Source organism: Niallia sp. FSL K6-0212, assembly GCF_038007605.1.
Taxonomy (GTDB): domain Bacteria; phylum Bacillota; class Bacilli; order Bacillales; family Cytobacillaceae; genus Niallia; species Niallia circulans.
In genome coordinates, this window is the sequence record NZ_JBBOXL010000001.1 from 2,157,092 (window position 1) to 2,176,719 (window position 19,628).

Annotated in this window: 19 protein-coding genes; 16 read left to right on the forward strand and 3 right to left on the reverse strand. The window is 38.7% G+C overall.

Annotated elements, in window-relative coordinates; genetic code table 11:
- Positions 1-271 precede the first annotated feature (271 nt).
- The 10 genes from MHH96_RS10200 (at position 272) to MHH96_RS10245 (ending at position 9,932) form a co-directional block, all read left to right on the forward strand.
- Complete coding sequence (locus MHH96_RS10200) at positions 272-517, forward strand: hypothetical protein (RefSeq protein WP_095322940.1); 246 nt, start codon at positions 272-274, stop codon at positions 515-517.
- On the forward strand, positions 517-1,866 hold the full coding sequence (locus MHH96_RS10205; RefSeq protein WP_251688551.1) for a tripartite tricarboxylate transporter permease: 1,350 nt from the start codon (positions 517-519) through the stop codon (positions 1,864-1,866). Before MHH96_RS10200 ends, MHH96_RS10205 begins: the two co-directional genes overlap by 1 nt.
- 45 nt (positions 1,867-1,911) lie before the next feature.
- A complete protein-coding gene (gene mvk / locus MHH96_RS10210; RefSeq protein ID WP_341117225.1) occupies positions 1,912-2,862 on the forward strand; it encodes a mevalonate kinase in 951 nt (316 codons plus the stop codon).
- Positions 2,863-2,884: 22 nt separating this feature from the next.
- Positions 2,885-3,874 (forward strand): diphosphomevalonate decarboxylase, encoded by a 990-nt coding sequence (gene mvaD / locus MHH96_RS10215; protein ID WP_341117228.1) that lies wholly within the window; start codon positions 2,885-2,887, stop codon positions 3,872-3,874.
- Between the two features lie 164 nt (positions 3,875-4,038).
- A complete protein-coding gene (locus MHH96_RS10220; protein WP_171509368.1) occupies positions 4,039-5,127 on the forward strand; it encodes a phosphomevalonate kinase in 1,089 nt (362 codons plus the stop codon).
- Between the two features lie 3 nt (positions 5,128-5,130).
- The gene (gene fni / locus MHH96_RS10225) at positions 5,131-6,150 is read left to right on the forward strand and encodes a type 2 isopentenyl-diphosphate Delta-isomerase (protein WP_144546619.1); all 1,020 of its coding nucleotides are present in this window, start codon (positions 5,131-5,133) and stop codon (positions 6,148-6,150) included.
- A 181-nt stretch (positions 6,151-6,331) separates the two neighbouring features.
- Complete coding sequence (locus MHH96_RS10230; protein WP_144546621.1) at positions 6,332-7,294, forward strand: ZinT family metal-binding protein; 963 nt, start codon at positions 6,332-6,334, stop codon at positions 7,292-7,294.
- A 108-nt stretch (positions 7,295-7,402) separates the two neighbouring features.
- On the forward strand, positions 7,403-9,025 hold the full coding sequence (locus tag MHH96_RS10235) for a metal ABC transporter solute-binding protein, Zn/Mn family (protein ID WP_341117234.1): 1,623 nt from the start codon (positions 7,403-7,405) through the stop codon (positions 9,023-9,025).
- Positions 9,026-9,339: 314 nt separating this feature from the next.
- A complete protein-coding gene (locus MHH96_RS10240; RefSeq protein WP_061799961.1) occupies positions 9,340-9,537 on the forward strand; it encodes a helix-turn-helix transcriptional regulator in 198 nt (65 codons plus the stop codon).
- Between the two features lie 2 nt (positions 9,538-9,539).
- On the forward strand, positions 9,540-9,932 hold the full coding sequence (locus tag MHH96_RS10245) for a hypothetical protein (RefSeq protein WP_061799963.1): 393 nt from the start codon (positions 9,540-9,542) through the stop codon (positions 9,930-9,932).
- Positions 9,933-10,006: 74 nt separating this feature from the next.
- On the opposite strand, the gene MHH96_RS10250 is transcribed toward MHH96_RS10245, so the two are convergent.
- Both MHH96_RS10250 and MHH96_RS10255 read right to left on the reverse strand, forming a co-directional pair.
- Positions 10,007-10,510, reverse strand: a complete 504-nt coding sequence (locus tag MHH96_RS10250) for a MepB family protein (protein WP_047943277.1) — start codon at positions 10,508-10,510, stop codon at positions 10,007-10,009.
- Between the two features lie 499 nt (positions 10,511-11,009).
- The gene (locus tag MHH96_RS10255) at positions 11,010-12,029 is read right to left on the reverse strand and encodes an ABC transporter substrate-binding protein (RefSeq protein ID WP_341117236.1); all 1,020 of its coding nucleotides are present in this window, start codon (positions 12,027-12,029) and stop codon (positions 11,010-11,012) included.
- A 165-nt stretch (positions 12,030-12,194) separates the two neighbouring features.
- Between MHH96_RS10255 and MHH96_RS10260 the strand changes: the two genes are divergently transcribed.
- Genes MHH96_RS10260 through MHH96_RS10270 form a run of 3 tightly spaced genes read left to right on the forward strand, consistent with a single transcriptional unit; the run spans position 12,195 to position 15,093 of the window.
- The gene (locus MHH96_RS10260) at positions 12,195-13,199 is read left to right on the forward strand and encodes a FecCD family ABC transporter permease (protein ID WP_144546626.1); all 1,005 of its coding nucleotides are present in this window, start codon (positions 12,195-12,197) and stop codon (positions 13,197-13,199) included.
- Complete coding sequence (locus tag MHH96_RS10265; protein WP_341117237.1) at positions 13,196-14,251, forward strand: FecCD family ABC transporter permease; 1,056 nt, start codon at positions 13,196-13,198, stop codon at positions 14,249-14,251. The genes MHH96_RS10260 and MHH96_RS10265 overlap by 4 nt, the downstream gene beginning before the upstream one ends.
- Before the next feature lie 17 nt (positions 14,252-14,268).
- A complete protein-coding gene (locus MHH96_RS10270; protein WP_095320991.1) occupies positions 14,269-15,093 on the forward strand; it encodes an ABC transporter ATP-binding protein in 825 nt (274 codons plus the stop codon).
- Positions 15,094-15,320: 227 nt separating this feature from the next.
- Here the strand turns inward: MHH96_RS10270 and MHH96_RS10280 are convergent, their stop codons facing one another.
- A complete protein-coding gene (locus MHH96_RS10280; protein WP_321198354.1) occupies positions 15,321-16,457 on the reverse strand; it encodes a glycoside hydrolase family 88/105 protein in 1,137 nt (378 codons plus the stop codon).
- 186 nt (positions 16,458-16,643) lie between these two features.
- Between MHH96_RS10280 and MHH96_RS10285 the strand changes: the two genes are divergently transcribed.
- From MHH96_RS10285 to MHH96_RS10295, 3 genes are all read left to right on the forward strand, one after another.
- Complete coding sequence (locus tag MHH96_RS10285; protein ID WP_309325770.1) at positions 16,644-17,441, forward strand: helix-turn-helix transcriptional regulator; 798 nt, start codon at positions 16,644-16,646, stop codon at positions 17,439-17,441.
- 438 nt (positions 17,442-17,879) lie between these two features.
- Positions 17,880-18,584: a response regulator transcription factor gene (locus MHH96_RS10290; RefSeq protein ID WP_095259454.1), complete on the forward strand. Its 705-nt coding sequence runs from the start codon at positions 17,880-17,882 to the stop codon at positions 18,582-18,584.
- The gene (locus MHH96_RS10295; RefSeq protein ID WP_341117238.1) at positions 18,581-19,582 is read left to right on the forward strand and encodes a sensor histidine kinase; all 1,002 of its coding nucleotides are present in this window, start codon (positions 18,581-18,583) and stop codon (positions 19,580-19,582) included. The genes MHH96_RS10290 and MHH96_RS10295 overlap by 4 nt, the downstream gene beginning before the upstream one ends.
- The last annotated feature ends 46 nt before the right edge of the window (positions 19,583-19,628 follow it).

Below are 19,628 nucleotides of genomic sequence, written 5' to 3' on the forward strand. Positions count from 1 at the left end.
GAATTCACATTAATGATTAAATGTGGTTCATCGTTTTTGTTTTTGAAAAAGAGGTTTCTTTCATATAAAAATATAGAGAAATTGGAGTCTGAATAAATAATGGTTATAGCATTTACTATTTGTGGTATAACAACCATGAATACATATTTAATTTTCGGAATTCAATTGAGAATCATTTTCAACAGTTGGGATTTAGTGTATAATCTTCGTGGGGAAGCGGAACCTAACAGTATGCTCATTTACGCTCATTAAATACAAGGAGTTTGATTGCATGGAAAATAAACATAATCAAGATGAAAACGATAATATTGAGGTCTGGGAGGATCTCATCAATATAAAAGATTTAGTGATCGCACTAATAATTTGTAGTATAACGACTATGGGTGCTTATTTTATTGCGCCAAATGAGGCACCAAAGCCATTGTTTTTCGGACTCGGCGGTGCCATTATCGGTTTTATTATCTGTAGTTATATCATTAAACCAAAAAGAAATTTCGAAAGAACGGGAGAAAAGTAATGGATATCGTATTAATTATTGAGATGATTGCTGCAGCCGTTTTAGCAGCTGTATTATATACCATAATTGGTGTAGCACCGGGGACAGACGAAACGGCTGTTTTAGCACCGGTAACGCTGGCAATTGTCCTTGCGGGGGTAGAGCCTATTGTGGTTTTAACCTTTTTTATGTCTGCAATTGTTGCCAATAAAGTAACAGATTCCATTCCAGTCGCACTTGCTGGAATTCCAGGGGGAGTGATGGCGACCCCGATGGTAGAGCATGCCCTCGTGTTAAAAAAACATGGCATGCCAGATATCAGTATCCGCAAAATGGCATCTGGTTCTGTAATTGGGACGCTTGTAGCGGTTCCAGTGAGCCTATTGATGGCGCAAATCTTAATTCCATTTGCGGATGTTATCAAAGAATACGCAAATCCCCTCTTTTTCATTGGAGCTGTTTTACTGGCATTAATGACGAAAAATAAGCTGTTATCACTTCTAGTGATTCTGCCATTTGCCCTCTTAATAGAAGGCTTACGCTATCTTTATTGGGGAATCGGGGTTGTGCCTGAAGGAACGAATGTCTTCATATCCTTTTTCTTAGGAATTACCATTGGCCCTGTTATTTTGACATTGTTTGAACTATTACATAAAGAAAAACGAGCTAGTATGCCAAGATATCCAAAGAAAACGATTCGTTTTGCGGAAACGAATACCTCTAAAGGTTTTCCAAATCCTTTTAAAATATTGACCAAACAGGAAACGGGAACAAGTATGCTTGCCAGCTTTATTGGCTCTATTACCTTTATTATGAGCCCTGTCGGCATGACGATTTTTCTTGGAGAAGTATTTTCAAGTCGCATCAAGGATCCTGTGAAAAAAGCGTCAGTAGCAATCGCTTCAATGGAAGGATTGACAAATGCTACCTATATTTCTGGAACATTGATTCCTTTGATTGCGCTCGGTATCCCGTTGTCTCCGATGGCGATTGGCCCAGCAAATGCTCTCTTTAACGCACCGCCAGTGTTTACACCAGAGCATAATTTGCATCACCTCTTATCTAATGCAGACTTTGTGTGGGCAACATTAATCGGGGCCACGATTGCTCTTGTAATCACCTATTTTGTTTCAGTGAAGTATGCCAACCAAATCTGTGCCTTTGTGTTTCGCTGGGTTCCCCATGAAGCAATTCTAGGACTATTTTTTGGACTTGTGTTATTATTAGCTTTTATGGACGCTGGTTGGATAAATATCATCGGTGTACTTGTTATCGGTTTATTTGCTGGTATGCTGCACCGCTGGGGCGTCAATTATGGCGTTCAGTTTATGATTCTTTATTCAGCACCGTGGATCATTAGTTGGTTTTAAAAATTCCTGACAGATATATATATTTCGATGAAAGTGGGGATATCGATGCTTGAAACTCCACAAAAAATTGCGGTAGGCCGAGCACATAGTAAGTTAATTTTAATTGGGGAGCACTCGGTTGTTTATGGACAGCCGGCCATTGCTTTTCCGTTTAAACAAATAGAAGTAAAAGTAACCGTTAAGAATATCGGGGGAAGCTCGTTACAAATCGAAAGCCCTTTTTATCAAGGACCAATAGAGCAAATTCCTGAAAAAATGGAGGGAATTGGTGATTGTATTATCCAAACATTAAAGGTTTTGGAGCAGCAGTCTTGCGGTTTAGAAATTAAGATTTCCTCCACGATTCCGATTGGACGAGGACTAGGTTCAAGTGCGGCAATTGCGATCGCGCTTGTTCGCGGTCTTTTTGCCTTTTTCAATCAAAAGCTAAGTAACAGTCAATTAATGATCTTGGTGGAGCGGGCGGAAAAATTTGCGCATGGAACGCCAAGTGGGATTGATATGATGACAGCTTCCAGCGCCACTCCGATTTGGTTTCAAAAACAGCAAGAGGTTGAACATGTGCAAATTGGCGCGCCATTTCATCTGGTTATAGCAGATAGTGGCAGGATTGGCGATACCTTTGCAGCAGTTAAATCAATCCGAGATAAGTATGAAATCAAGCCTGAGCAAATAGAGCAATCTATCACACTACTTGGCATATTAACACAAGAGACGCGAGTAGCACTGGCTGCAGGAGATTTTCAACAGGTTGGCGATAAATTAAATCAAGCACACCAGCATTTAGGTTTGTTAGGTGTCAGTGATTCAGGATTAGATGCTTTAGTAGACACAGCTCGATCTGCAGGAGCAGTCGGTGCAAAATTAACAGGCGGCGGCCGCGGCGGCTGTATTTTAGCATTAGTAGAAAGTGAGCAAATCGGAAAAAAAGTGGCTGATGCCTTACTGGAAGCTGGTGCTGCCCAAACATGGCAATACACAATAGCGGAATGCTAGTAATAATGGAGGAGTGTGGTTAATGGAAGCGATCGCTCGAGCTCACACGAATATTGCATTAATCAAATATTGGGGAAAGCGGAATACCCAATTGTTTTTACCGACAAATAGTAGTTTGTCGATTACATTAGATCATTTTTACACAGAAACCAAGGTTCAGTTTTCTGACCAGTTTGAAAAGGATAGCTTGATATTAGATGGAAGCCAAGTTTCCGATCAGGAAATGGGGAAAATAACAGCCTTTCTTGATCATGTCCGGAACATTGCAGGCACAAAAGTTTTTGCAAAGGTAACATCGGTGAACTATGTGCCGACAGCTGCTGGCTTTGCTTCCTCTGCTTCGGGATATGCAGCGTTAGCTGCCGCAGCAAGTAAAGCATTACAGCTAGATTTAACAGGGACAGAACTCTCTGCTTTAGCCCGTCAAGGCTCTGGCTCTGCCTCACGCTCTATTTTTGGAGGATTTGTGGAATGGCAGAAAGGCGAGAAGACAGACGGAACGGATTCGTTTGCAACGCAAATTTTAGACGAAAAAGCGTGGGATATTAGTGTCCTTTCTGTTGTAGTGGAAGCTGGTCCTAAATCGGTATCCAGCCGAGACGGCATGCAGCGGACAGTGGAAACCTCTCCTTTCTATGCGGGCTGGTTAGCGACAGTAGCTGAGGATTTACAGCAGATGAAAGAAGCGATAAATGCACGTGATTTTACAAAGCTAGGTGAAATTGCCGAAGCAAATGCGATGAAAATGCATGCTACAACGTTAGGCGCAAAGCCGCCGTTTTTATATTGGCAAAGTGCAACGCTCGATGTTATGCAACAGGTGATGGAATTGCGTCAACAAGGGCTAGAGGCTTATTTCACCATTGATGCCGGACCGAATGTAAAAGTCCTCTGTAAACCAGAGCAAGAACATATAATCAAAGAAAAACTGGCAGCGGTAGCTTCTGTTCGTGATGTAGTTGTATGTCATCCAGGACCTGGAATTCAATATTTATCTGAATGGGTGGGATAATGGTAAAATAAGAAGGAAAAAGGATCGTTAAAGAAAACTTATCTCCTTCACGGAGGAAAGTGGCATTTATCGAGTCTTTACGGACAATTTATCCATACCAGCTCTTGGAGTTACGTCCAGTTCAGCGTGGTATAAATGAGGACTTTTAAAAGGAGTGAGTCCAGATGCATGAAATAAAAGTTCCGGGCAAGCTGTTTATTGCTGGGGAATATGCAGTGCTAGAACCAGGCTATCCAGCAATCGTTGTAGCAGTTGACCGATTTATTACAGCGAAAGTGACATTTAGTGAAAAACAGATGCTGTCCTTGCCGCAAATAGGTCTTCCCCATGTTGCTTGTCGATTCGAGCATGGCCAAGTTGTTTTGGAAGATACTAATGCAAAATTGGAATTTATCGAAAACACATTGGCTGTGGTTCATCAGTATTTACGAGAAAAGTCTGTTCATACGAAGCCTTTTTCACTTAGTGTTACTAGCGAATTAGATGATGTTTCCACAGGTCGGAAATATGGCCTAGGATCTAGTGCAGCAGTAGTAGTTGCGGTCGTATCCTCCATTTTAGCACTGTATCAAGATCAACTAATTGTTACGAAAAAACATATTTATAAGCTCGCTGCAATCGCTCATTATCAGACACAAGGCAGTGGATCCTGTGCAGATGTAGCAGCATCGACATATGGCGGCTGGCTTCACTATGCAGCATTTAAAGCAAGCTGGTTAAAAGGAAAGCTCGCAGACCAAGGTCCTGTTTCTGAATTGGTGGAAGAGAATTGGCCCTATCTCCAGATAGAAAAACTAGAGGCGCCCGAAGAATTAGTGCTTGCTGTCGGCTGGACAGGCAGTGCTGCGAAAACGGCTTCTTTAATAAAAAAGATTGAACCATTAAAGCAGCAAGATTCCCATATCTATCAAGGATTCCTTCAGAAAAGTCGCGATGCTGTTTCCGCGATGGTGGAAGGCTTTAAACAAAACGATATAACGATGGTGATGGCGAGTTTATCCGCTAACCGTTCTGCTTTATTAGAGCTAAGTCGAGAAACTGGCGGGGCAATTGAAACGACGGAATTAGAAAAGCTAATTCAGATTGCTGATCGTTTTGGAGCTGGAAAATCATCTGGTGCTGGCGGCGGCGATTGTGGAATTGCTTTTACAAGCATGAACAAGCTGGAACAATTACATAAAGAATGGCAGGAGGCTGGTGTCGTACCTTTAGATATCCTCCCTGCAGCCAAATATAATGAGACTGGAGTTTAGAGAATGACTGATTCAATTGACAAAAGAAAAGCCCAGCATATTGAGTTGGTTTTAAATGAAAAAGTCACAGGAGATAATATTACGACTGGCCTTGAAACGTATCGCTTTTTACATAATGCCTTGCCGGAAATTAACTTTGATGACATTACATTAAACACAGAGTTTCTAGGTAAAAAGCTGAAGACTCCTTTTTTAGTCAGTTCAATGACTGGCGGGGCTGCGATGGCGGAGACGATTAACCGAAACCTCGCAATTGCGGCAGAAGAACGAGGATGGGCCTTTGCATTAGGTTCCACAAGAGCACTGATTGAAAATGAAAAATATCGGGAATCCTTTCAAATCCGAAAATATGCACCATCGATACCCATCATCGCCAATTTAGGAGCGGTGCAGTTTAATTATGGTTTTGGAATCGACCAGTGCAAACAAATTATCGAGATGACAGATGCAGATATGCTTGTGCTCCATTTGAATAGTATCCAAGAAATTGTGCAGCAAGAAGGTGATCGCAATTTTAAAGATCTGCTTGGAAAAATCGAGCAAGTATGCACACAGCTAGATATTCCTGTTGGCGCAAAAGAAGTTGGTTTTGGAATCGATGGCACCACCGCGAAAAAACTGACTGATGTTGGCATCTCCTTTATTGATGTCGCAGGTGCAGGCGGTACATCGTGGAGTCAAGTAGAAAAACTACGCTCCAAAGAGAAAATCAAGAAAATAGCAGCCGAAGCATTCAGCAGCTGGGGAATCCCAACGGCTGAATGTATTGTTTCCGTTAAAGAAGCAATTAATCAACCGATTATCGCCAGCGGGGGAATCAAAAATGGAATGGATGCCGCTAAGGCAATCGCACTAGGATCAGATATGGTTGGTTTTGCTCGTTCCATTTTAAAAGAAGCTACTGAATCACCTGAAGATCTAATCGAATTGTTTGAGACGCGAGAACTGGAATTACAGATGACAATGTTCGGAATTGGTGCAGCTACTGTTGGGGAATTGAAGGGAACAGATCGGATTAAGTAGGGAAGCAGGGGATATTTCTTTTGCTTCTTTTTTACTGTAGGAGGGACAAGGGGTTTGTCCCCTTGTCCCTCTAATTAAATAGATAAATACCCAAAAACCCTTGACATAAAAGTGGTGTAAATGGTAGGTTATAAAACGTAATGGTTACGATTTATAAAAATACATAGAGAAGAGGGGAAAAATGAAAAAACTGCTATTTAGCGTTTCGTGCTTATTATTATTAAGTGTGTTCTTAGCCGCGTGTCAAGGAACTAAAGAAGAGAAAGCGAATAAAGAGGAAAAAGATGCAGTACAGCTTGTGCATGAAGCTCCGGAAAGTATAAAAGTGGAAGGAATTGCTGATCACTATCATACTGGAGATAAGATTGAGTTAACAGCGGTATTAGATAAAGAAACAGATGCTGATTCTTGGCATTGGTATAGTCGAGAAAGTACCAATGACGAATGGAAAGTTGTTTCTGGTCAAGAAACAGCAACATTTACAGGTGAAGCAGCAGTTAATGGTTTAGAAATAAAAGCAGGCTTATTCGATAGTGATGATAAGGCAGTTGCCCAATCAGTGCCAGCTCAAATTGTCATTGATGATCATCATGGACATGATGAAGCAAGTAAAAAAATATATCAAGGGTATTTTGATGATAACCAAGTAAAGGATCGCGAACTATCTGATTGGGAGGGAGATTGGCAGTCTGTTTATCCGTATCTTCTTTCTGGAGATTTAGATGAAGTGTTTGCACATAAAGCGGAAAATGGCGATATGACAAAAGAAGAATATAAGGAGTACTATACAGTAGGCTATAAAACAGATGTAGATCGCATTACCATTAAGGATAATGTTGTGACCTTTTTCGAAAAGGATAAAGAATATTCAGGAGAGTATAAATCAGATGGTTATGAAATACTCACCTATGAAAAAGGAAATAGAGGTGTACGCTTTATTTTTAAATTAGTAGATGGATCCAAGGAGATGCCTCGATATATCCAATTTAGTGACCATAATATTTTTCCAGTTGATTCCGCCCATTACCATCTATATTGGGGAGACGACCGAGAGAAACTGTTAGAAGAAGTGACGAATTGGCCAACGTATTATCCATCTGAATTAGATGCTGATGGGTTAGTCCGGGACATGTTAGCACATTAATATTTATTAAAAGTAACGATGTTTATTTGATTTAAATAGAATGAGAAAATACTAGTTTTTAAATCGTAATCATTACGCTTTGTTTAGGCAAATGAAAGGAAGAATAAGATGAAAAGGAATTGGTTACTAGCTATTTTTCTAGGTGTAATAATGAGTGTAGTTCTTTTAGGGTGTCAAAAGGGAGAAAGTAGTTCGGATGATAAAATTTCAGTTGTGACATCCTTTTACCCAATGTATGAATTTACTCAGCAAGTGGCAGGAAATCGGGCAAATGTGTCGTTAATGGTCTCAGATGGGCAAGATGCCCATCACTATGAACCAAGTGCTAAAGACGTAGCAAAGGTTAATAAAGCAGATGTTTTCGTTTATAGTAGCGAAGAAATGGAGTACTGGGTAAACAGCTTATTAAAATCGATAGATAACGATAATCTTGTAATAGCACGCACGGCGGATGGAATAGATGTAGAGGGGACGAATGAATCAGGTCATCGTCATGAACACGGCCATGGAGATACCGATGGAGAAGCAAAACATGAAAGTGATGAAAAAATAACGATTCAAGGGAAAGCGGACCACTATCACACTGGTGACATGATTGAATTAACGGCAAAGTTAGCGGAAAAAGTAGATTATGATCACTGGCATTGGTATACAAGAGAAAGTGCGGACAAGGAATGGGTAACTGTTCCGAATCAAGGCGGCCCTAAGTTTAAATATGAAGCAGCAGACGAAAGCTTCGAGGTTCGAGCAGTATTATATGATGATAATCATAATGAATTTGCCGTGTCAGCTCCGGTAGAAATAGTTGTTAATAATCATGGCCACGATCATGGGGAGGAAGCTAGTCATGAGCATGCTGATGGAGAAGAAGGCCATGACCATGGTCATGAAGCTGACAAAGATCACGATCATAAAGGTGATGCAAATGCTCAAAAGATTGAAATTGTTGGATTAGCGGATCATTATCATACAGGGGATGTTGTATCACTTGTTGCCGAGCTTAAAGAAAAGACAGATTACGATCACTGGCATTGGTATACACGAAGCAGTGAAGAGGAAGACTGGGAAGTTGTATCTAGTCAAGGAAGTGACCATTTTGAATACAAAACGACTGGGGAAAGCTTTGAAGTGAAAGCCGCACTATTTGACGAGGAGCATCATACATTTGCCGAATCCGAGCCTGTAACTGTTTTTATTAATGATCATAACAATCACGATCCACATATTTGGTTAGATCCAGTGTTAGCCCAAGAGCAAGTGAAGATTATTCGTGATGCATTGATTAAGGCTGATCCAGATGGAAAAGTCATCTATGAAAAAAATTCAGAAGCTTTCATTAAAGAACTTCAAGCATTGGATAAAGAATATGAAACTACTTTAAAAGATGCCAAGAACCGTGCTTTTGTCGTACAGCACCAGGCATTCGGATACCTTGCAAAGCGCTATCATCTAGAACAAATTGCCATTGGCGGCTTATCTACAGAAGTAGAACCAAGCCCCTCTCGTATGGCAGAGATCGGAACGCTTGTTAAGGAACATAATGTTCCAGTAATCTATTATCAACATGGAGCAAACTCGGCAATTGCAAAAACAGTTGCTAATGAAACAGGGACAAAGACAGTTGTTTTGTATGATTTAGAGGTTTTATCTAAGGAACTGAAAGAAAAGGACTTAGGTTATCTAGATGCAATGCGCGAAAATCTGAAAGCATTACAGTTAAGTGTTAAGTAATAGAAGTTGAGTCAAGTTAAATAGACGCTTGTTAATATGGAGAAAAATGTAAATAGTAAAACGTCTCAAGGTAGAGGCGTTTTTTTATTTTTTGTTCACTTAAAACACTCGATAGTTGAAGTAATATTACTCATATTCTACTACTTTATAATATAAAAAAGAATGTCTTGTTTTAATAGTAAGATAATTATCCTTCAATTATCGAGTATCGAAAGAAAAGGCCTATTAAAAAAGTAAAGCGGACTTGACGTATCATCAAATTTTATGTAAAGTAAACTTTACGTAAAGTTTACTTTACATATGGCGGTGATTATATGAAAAATAATATTAAAATCTTGCGTACTAAGTACAATTATACGCAAGATGAATTAGCTGAATTATTAGATGTATCAAGACAAACGATTATTTCATTAGAAAAAGGTCGTTACAATCCCTCGATTAATTTGGCATTCAAGGTTTCACGAGTTTTCAATTGCAGCATTGAGGATATTTTTATCTATGAGGAGGATTAAGAATGGCAAGTAAAAAAAGTGCTAAAGAAAATCAAATCATCTACATTTTCTCCGGGTTAATAGGAGTCTCAATGGGGGGCTATCTGAACTATCAGGATATTATAGCAGGCGAATTTCCTAATGCAATAATGATTCTAGCACTCGGTATCAATCAATTGCTTCTAGCTTATTTATCACCACATATCTTCCCTAAAGATGAGCGAGCAAAAGAAATAGTGGGGAAGGCAATGACAATAAACTACTTTGTACTTTTTTTATCGTTATTAGTTTTATTTCTAGCAACAGGCTCTTTAGGATTCTTGACATTAGATGCAACGCAGGTGCTGATTATCCTTTTTTGTATCATGGTAATCACTATTCCTAGTACTATGGTCATTTATTCAAAAATAATATAGGTAATTGGTTTGGATTATATGTTAGTCTGCATTCTAATATAGTTTTGTCCTTTTTTATCCTAAAATACTACCCTTTAGCAATATAATTTCAGCAAATCCGAGTGGGGAATATTGGGATTATTAATTTCGAAAAAATACTCTAATTGCCACTTTTGCGTCTTAATAGCTTGTTTATTAGTGGGTTTATCCCATAGAGGGTAAACTCTCATGGCCATTTTTCCTTTAGTAGTAGCTGTTTTAAGAATATTATGTTTCAGGAGTACTTCCTTTGGAAACACAAATTGTCCTAATCTATTTCTACTAGAAAATGTATTGATTACCAATAAATCGGTTGCTTTGTCACATGAAAAGGCTTGGTTTTTATTAGCATCATCTTTTTCCCAGAAGGCAACAAACTGACCTATCTTATTGGGGGTAGTCTTTGCCACTCTAAATCTAACAGATTTTGCATTCAACTGAAATCTTCCTGCCCCATACTCAGAATTTTGAGCTTCTTCTTGGATAGATTTTATAATAAAATGATTTGGTTCATAAAAATTTTCTTTTACAAAGGATAATGCTTTATAAAATTCATTCACAATCTGTTTCCCCCATATAATTATTGTTACAATCTTTTTTGTCATTTTTCCCTTAGCTTTATTATCCTGAATTTCCTAATATTAGAAGTTGAATTATATCATGTTGAATAACTTAATGGAACATCTATTCTCTTTTGTATATATTAACTTACATATATTTGCAAGCTGTCCTGTTAAAAATATGAAAAGCTTTCCCTTCTATTTAAGGAAAGCTTCTGTTGCTTCAATGCCTTTTAGAAATATTTATTTAAGATCTGTTTAGAAAGTGTCTAATATCGGCATTTGAAGAGTCAGAGAAAAATAGATTTTCTCGTTAATAATCGAATAAAGGAAGATGCGTTTTTTAGATTTTTCATCTGTTTAGCAAGGCTGAGGGGGATTACCACAAGCTTTCGTTTAAATTAATAAAGCCCAATCAATTATACGATATCTCGTTAGTATCTCCGTATAATTGTCGGGCTTTATTGGGGTTGACTTATCGCGTCTTTCTTCAGGGTAGTTATTTATTTATCATGATCTCTTCCAGTTCATCTAGCATTTGATTGGCTGCGATAACACCGCCTGCTGTATTCCATACTGCATCGCTTACTTCATAAGCATTTCCTTTTTTGACGACATCTAGGTTCTTCCATAGGGAGTCGCTTGTCCATTCTTTTGCCGTATCTAAGGCTTTTTGGTCATCTTGTGGAGCATAGGTAAAGTAGAAAAGGATATCTGCATCCATTTTCGGGATAGCCTCTTTTCCTACTTCAATAGCAAGATTACCAAGCTGATTATCTGCAGTGAAAAGCGATTTTTGCTGTTCCGCACGTTTGAATCCTAATTCATCCAAAATTACACCTGAAAAAGAGTCCGTATAATATATCCGGGAAGTTCCAGCCATAAATCGGACCACAGAAACTTCTTGATTTACTTTATCCCCTAATTTTGCTTTTACTTCTGCAACATGGTCTGCAAATGCGCTAAGCACTTTTTTTCCTTCTTCTTCTTTGTTCAGTGCTTTTGCATATAATTCAAAGTTATCCTTCCAATCACCTCTTAAAGTTTCGGAAAAAACAGTTGGAGCGATAGCACGTAGTTTGTCATAGATAGCTTCTTGGCGTATCTTTGTTCCAATAATTAGATCTGGTTTTAATGAAGCGATTTTTTCTAAATTTACTTCGTGTTCTACTCCAACTACTTCCACACCATCCATATCTTTTTTGATGTGATCGTACCATGGATTTCCCAGCCATGATTGTACGGCCCCAACTGGTTTAATCCCTAAAGCCAGAAGTGCTTCTGTTCCTTCATTCGTCAATACGACAACACGCTTTGGTGTCCCTTTAATTTCCGTTTTTCCCATTGCATGTTCAATTGTATAAGGTTTATTATCCGATGTGTTTGTATCGCTGGAGGTTTCTTTATTTCCTGATACTTCTTTTTCGTTATTTCCGCATCCTGCCAGCACAACAAATATAATTACCAATAATGATACCAGCATTGGAGTAAATCGTTTTTGTTGAAAATATGTAAGCATATTTGCCTCCCCTTTTTATTTGATAATGATTTTCAATAACAATTAGATAATATTTTATAATGAAAAATATGTCAATCATTAATTGAAAATGATTCTCATAGTCATTGACAGTCCCTATGACTTCTCCTAAACTAAAAATAGAAACTATTAGAGAGGGAAAACTACATGTTACTATTGAATAACAGAAGGAGAATCATTGGGCTTATTATTGGTTTACTATTATTATGTACTATTTTCATTTTTAGTATTGTACTAGGTTACGCCGATACGAGCTTTAAGACAGCCATACAAGCTTTTCAGCAGTTCAATGGTTCGAATGAGCATATTATTATTAAAGAAGTTCGCCTTCCTAGAGCATTAATTGGAACTATCGTTGGCAGCAGTTTAGCGATTACAGGGGCTTTATTACAGGCACTGACTAAAAATCCCTTGGCTTCTCCGGATATACTGGGCATTAATTCAGGAGCCAGTTTTTTTGTCATTATAGGACTTTTCTTTTTTTCTATTAATTCATTACAAGCATTTGCTTGGCTTGCCTTTTTAGGTGCAGCCGCCGCTGGATTAATTGTTTATTTTCTAGGATCTTTAGGTAATGAAGGACTGACACCAATAAAATTAACACTAGCCGGCGCAGCCATGGCAGCCATGTTTTCATCGTTTGCTCATGGATTTTTAGTTATGAATGAATCTGCCTTAGAAGAAGTTTTATTTTGGATGGCTGGTTCCGTCCAAGGAAGAAGCTTGGAGATTTTATTTTCTGTTCTACCCTATATGATTATCGGAACTTTGCTAGCTTTTTTAATTTCTAATAAAATGAATGTTTATAGCATGGGAGAAGATGTAGCAAGAGGGCTTGGCCAGCGTACAGGTACCGTCAAATTGCTGATTGGCATCTCGGTTATCCTGCTTTCGGGCTCGGCGGTTGCAGTAGCTGGTCCCATTGGCTTTATTGGTATAGTTGTTCCTCATATAGTAAAATGGCTGGTCGGTAATGACTACCGCTGGATACTACCCTTTTGCGGCATTACAGGAGGAATCTTGTTATTGTTGGCCGATATTGGTGCTCGATTAATCCTTATGCCCCAAGAAGTACCTGTTGGAATAATGACTGCCATCATTGGCACCCCTTTCTTTATATACATAGCACGAAATGGAGGAAAGTCTTCATGAAGAAATATTTATCGTTTAGAACGGCCAATGACAAGATTTCCTTTTTAATGGATCGTAGAGCATTATTCCTTACATCTATATTCCTTATCATTCTGCTAGTAGCTTTTTTCATAAGTGCAGGTATCGGGGAAGATTACATTTCTCCTTGGCAGATCATAACTATTTTATCTGGGCATGGTTCGGATTTTGACACTTTAATTGTCCAGTCGTTCCGAATGCCGCGAATTCTCTTAGCTATATTAGTGGGGATGAGTTTGGCAGTTGCTGGGGCTATAATACAAGCTGTTGTACGAAACCCTTTGGCTTCTCCTGATATTATTGGAATTACAGGTGGTGCCTCAGTAGCTATTGTCCTATTTTTGGCTTTATTTAGTGACATGAATCACTCATTAACGATAAGCATTAAGTGGATGCCTTTAGCAGCTTTTATCGGGGCATCCTTTGTAGCGTTTCTACTATATGTACTTGCATGGAAAAAAGGTGTTTCACCTGTACGTCTCGTCCTAGTTGGAATTGGTTTATGGTCGTTAACAAAGGCATTGACCAACTTGTTCATGATCTTAGGGCCTATTTATCAGGCTAGTCAAGCAAATATTTGGCTTACTGGTTCTGTCAGTACTGCCGATTGGAAAAAGATTCAGATTGCTGCACCTATTATTCTTCTATTATTGATACTATCATTTATTATGGTAAGGACTTTAAACATTCAAGATTTCGGAGAAGAAATAGTAATTGGCTTAGGTTCTAAAGTACAGCAGCAGCGCCTTTTTTTATTGCTGATTAGTACAGCTTTAATTGGCACAGCTGTAGCGTTTGCAGGTGGAATTGGCTTTGTTGGACTGATGGCACCTCATATAGCTAGAAAATTAGTTGGTTCTTCTTTTGGTGCGCTATTGCCTTTATCTGCTTTAATTGGCGCAATTCTAGTCCTCATAGCAGATACAATCGGTCGAACTCTATTCCTTCCGATTGAAGTTCCTGCGGGAATATTTACTGCTTCTATTGGAGCGCCCTATTTCATTTTTCTTTTATATAAGCAGCGAAAAGTATAGGAAGGAGAAGTTAAACAATGGTTCTTTTAGAGACAAATTCCTTGACATTATCTTATGGAGATACAGTCATTATAGATGATTTATATATGAAGATTCCTAAAGGAGAAATTACTGTGTTTATTGGCAGTAATGGCTGTGGAAAATCAACACTGTTACGTTCATTAGCTCGTTTATTAAAACCACAATCTGGATCCATTTTAATTGAAGCACAAAAAATTTCTGAGCTCTCCACCAAAGAAATCGCCAAGCAATTAGCAATTCTTCCGCAAGGCCCTGTTGCTCCAGAAGGGTTAACGGTTTTGCAATTAGTAAAACAAGGCCGTTATCCATATCAAAAATGGTACAGACAATGGTCGGAGGAAGATGAACAAATCGTTCATAACGCTCTTGAGGCGACTGGTATGTCTGCACTGAGCGATCGTCTGGTTGATTCGTTATCTGGAGGACAAAGACAACGTGCCTGGGTTGCAATGACCCTTGCACAAAATACCAATATTATCTTGCTGGATGAACCGACAACCTACCTGGATATGACCCACCAAATCGAGGTTCTGGACTTATTATTCGAATTAAATGAAAAAGAAAACCGTACGATTGTAATGGTTCTTCATGACTTAAATCTAGCCTGCCGCTATGCCAATAATCTGATTGCAATTAAGGATAGATCTGTTTATATACAGGGAAAACCGGAAGAAGTAATTACAGCGAAGATGGTTAAAGACGTTTTTAACCTAGAATGTGAAGTGACTGAAGATCCTCTCTTTGGGACGCCATTATGTATCCCTCATGGCAAAGGTCGCAATATTAAAAAATTGCATAGGGAGGCGCTTATTAATAGCTAATTTGTCCGAAATTGCTAAAACGCGTTTAGGGTAGCTATGAAAGTCAATCGCAATTTAGTCGAGATTATCCTCGGATGTTTGGTCTTCCACCAAGGGAGGATTTTAATTGATTCAGAGAAAAAACAGACAAAAAATTCCGGGAGAAATAGGAGGGGGGAATTATCATTAAATAGAAGGGGCAATCGATAAGGATTGCTTTTTTAAGCGGAAAAATTGCCCCTCCATTTTTATCTTGTCGCTTGCTGACCTAAAGCATGGTTCATTTCGACACACATGAGAATAAAAGCACCTGCGCCATGTAAATCGTTCTCGCTAGTAGGACGGGCAATATAGTGTTGATAGTCCCCGATTCCTGTACCAATGCAGATATTACCAATGATTAGATTTCCATTCGTATCATATTTTAATGTATCAATCACACCTTGATAGCCTTTCTGAGCAAATGGCAAATACTTGTCTTCTAGATAGCCTAAACGGACTGCTTTAGCGATGGCATGAACAAACAGGGAAGAGCAAGAGTTTTCCAGCCAGTTGTCGGATAAATGTCCTTTATCAATTACCTGATACCATAAACCGCTGTTCGAATCTTGGTATTTGGTTAAAGCAATTAACAGGTCTTGAAGCATACTTGTTAATGCTTTTTTATCTTTATGGTCTTCAGGGAGGTATTCCAATATTTCCAAGAGAGCTGCAGGGACCCAGCCAATTGCTCTGCCCCAAAATTCTGGAGCGGCTCCAGTAATGGGATCTGCCCATTCGGCAGCTTTGGTTTCATCCCAGCCATGATATAATAAGCCAGTATCTGGATCCTTCGTATGTTTCTCCAGTAATAGTGCTTGGTGTGTGATCATGTCTGCATATTCTGTTTCTCCGAAGGCTTTTGCAAATTGGACGGCAATAGGACCTCCCATATACAAACCGTCCAGCCACATTTGATTTGGATAGTGTTCTTTATGCCAGAATCCTCCAGAGGGATTGCACTTTAAGGTCTTTAATAAGGGAACAATATGATAAAGTGCTTTTTTGTATCGTTCATCGCCTGTTTGTTCATAAAGATTGAAAAGAAGCACACCTGGCTGCATATCATCGAGTTCATCTGTTTTTAATTTGGTGACGCTTCCATCTTCGCGAACATGGCTGTCGACCCATTTCTTAATATAAGTAAAATACTTATCCTTTTTCGTTTCTTTCCAGCATTTCTCCATCCCAGATAAAAAGACTCCTTGATGATAATGAAATCGTTCTGGTGGAAGTTGTTCAGCTTCAAATTTAGTCATTATTGTTTCGCAAGCCTTCTCCGCCCATTGGATAGGGGTTAAAGTTTCATTTGCCTTCACATAAGTGCTAGATTCAGAGAATGTCAACCTGATATTCCTCCTTCCTAAATATAAGACTAGGGTAGCACAGAATTATGTACTATTTTTGCGAGAAAATCTATAAACTTCTTATATCTTGCAATTTTGGATACGTATAATAAAGAGGAGCAATGGGGAAGGGAGGGGAATAAACTGAGAGATATTTTATTTCATAATGCGGAGGAAACATTCATAGTGTCCCAGCGAAAAGCATTAAGCCATCATATGCCAGCTAATCATTTCCATAGTACATTGGAAATCTACTATTTAATCTCTGGCAAACGGGAATTTTTTATTAAGGATCGTACTATAGTAATTCACCAAGGAGATATTGTTATTATTTCTCCTAATATCCTCCATCGGACAACAAATACAGAAAAGCCAAAACATGAGCGGTTTATAGTTAATATTCATGAAAAACATCTTGCGCAAATAAGTCCTTCTTATCTAGATATTTATCAACCCTTGTTTGAGAATGATTACCTTATTGTTAGGTGCCCGCTGAATGAGTTACTTGCCATAGATAGTCTTTCGCAAAAGGTTATTGAAGAGATTCAAGAGCAAAGACCAGGCTATGAAATATATATCCAAACATTGGTCCTACAGATGCTTATTATTTGCTGCCGGCATATTAAACAGAATAACACGCAGCCATTAGAATCGCCGAGCCCGATGCATGAGAGAATCTCGGAGGTTGTACGTTATCTCAACAGCCATTATATGAATAAACTTTCGCTTCAATCAGTGGCAGAGAAATTCTATATTAGTCCATACTACTTAAGTCGTTTTTTTAAAGAGGCAACAGGGTTTACCTTTGTAGAGTACTTGAACAGTGTGCGGATTAAAGAGGCGAAGAAGCTATTGGAGAGTTCTTCAATGAAAGTAAACTTAATATCCAAAAAAGTTGGCTTTGGAAGTGTTACCCATTTTGGCAGGGTATTTAAGGAAGTGACTGGGTATGTTCCATTGTATTATAGAAAAATGAAGAGATAGGAAAGGCGATGATACCATCGAAGGAAGGGAGACATTTTATGAGGCTAAATAAATTAGAATTTTTCTTGCGACGGATTCAACTATCCAGAAATTGGAAGATAACAACTATCAAGGAGGCTTGGGAGAGTTCCTTCAAGATTATTTCACAAAGAATGTTCAAATAATGAATCAGGAAATCGGAGGAAAAAGCTCGAAAACCTTTGTCGAGGAAGACAGATTAAAAAGAATAACGGAGGACATAGGTGCAGAAACAATATGAAGCAGCGATTGTCGATGGTGCAGGAGGATTTCAGTGTATCAGCTTTGAGGCAGGGAGGCAGAAGTCCTTTTGCTTCTTTTTTTGTTTTCTCCCTTCCCTTCTACAAAACCTAATCTTGAACAGAATCTCCTCTTAAATTAAACTTAAACTAAATCATCAAGTCCTAGGAGAAACTAACAATGCAAAAAATCATGATTATCGAAGACGATGTAAAAATCGCAGAACATCTCAGTGCCTACATAAAGAAATATCAATATGAAGTTATCACCGCAATTGATTTTGAAACTATAATGGAGACATTTAGAAGGGAAAAACCAGACCTTGTTCTATTAGACATTAACCTTCCAAGCTTCGATGGTTACTATTGGTGCCGGCAAATTCGCAAAGAATCCCTTTGCCCGGTCATTTTCATTTCAGCAAGAACGGGCGAAATGGATCAAGTAATGGCAATTGAAAATGGTGGGGATGATTTTATTACAAAGCCATTTCATCCTGATATTGTGATGGCGAAAATTAGAAGCCAGCTCCGCCGAGCATATGGGGAATATTCCTTAAAACATGAGGAAAGAGTGCTTCGTGAAGGGGATTTGAGCTTATATCCAGAACGGTTTGAATTACGATTTAAAGACAAAGTAACGCAATTAACGAAAAAAGAAACAGACATTATCGAAAGCTTACTTGATCGCTACCCACGTGTTGCTGGCCGGCAAGATTTATTAGCAAAGCTTTGGGATGATGAAGCATATGTCGACGAGAATACATTGAATGTGAATATCACGCGTGTTCGGAAAAAATTTCAAGAGCTAGGGATTGAGGAGGCAGTAGAAACAGTAAGGGGAGCGGGATATCGCTTGCGGCCGACTTGGAAAGAGGAACAAGCATGAAGCTATTTATTCGCGAGCATTTTTTATTTATTATCATACAGCTCATCCAATGTCTTTTGATTCCGTTTATATTTTGGCTGGATGGTTACCGAGGAATTAGAGTCTGTCTATATGCTATTTTCTTATCAATCGTATTTTTAACAGTATTTTTACTATATCAATATGTGAGTAGAAGAAAATTTTATCAAAGGCTTGAACATTCAATCGGAACATTAGATGGTTCTTTAGATACGACGGAAGCAAAACCAATTTCGGAGGCTCTCAATCAGTTGCTAATGGTACAGTATCGTTTATATCAAGAAGAAATTCAAAAAGCAGAGGACAGGCAAGATGAGCATCTCCTCTTTATGGATCGCTGGGTCCATCAAATGAAGACACCTCTCTCGATTATTGAGCTGACAGCACAAACGCTTGATGAGCCAGAATCATCGAGTATCCGGGAAGAGACAGACCGGATGCGAAACGGACTGAATACCGTTCTTTATATGGCGAGACTTCGCACCATTGCAGAAGATTTTCAAATTAAGCCTGTCGTTCTTTCTAAGTTAATACATGAGGTGAATCAAGAAAATAAGCGTTTTTATATTCGCAATGAAGTGTATCCGCAATTTAAAGAAGAAAAGCAAGGCATTACTGTAGAGACAGATGAAAAGTGGCTATTCTTTCTCCTGACACAACTTGTTCATAATGCTGTGAAATATTCGGCAGGGAAAGCAAATCATCTCATTATTTCTTTATATGAACAATCAGGAGAAGCTGTTCTGGAGGTGCAAGATTTTGGTGTTGGTATACCAATTGTAGATCAGAAGCGTATTTTTAATAAATTCTATACAGGAGAAAATGGTCGCAAATATCGAGAATCTACCGGTATGGGGCTTTATTTAGTAAAAGAAGTGGCAGAGAGATTAGAGCATCGTCTGGAATTGGAGTCAAAGGTCGGAATAGGTACAACGATAAGGATTATTTTTTCTGATACACAAAACCTTACATCAATGTAAGATTGCTGAAAGCATAATCGATAGTATGCCATATCCTTTACAGGCT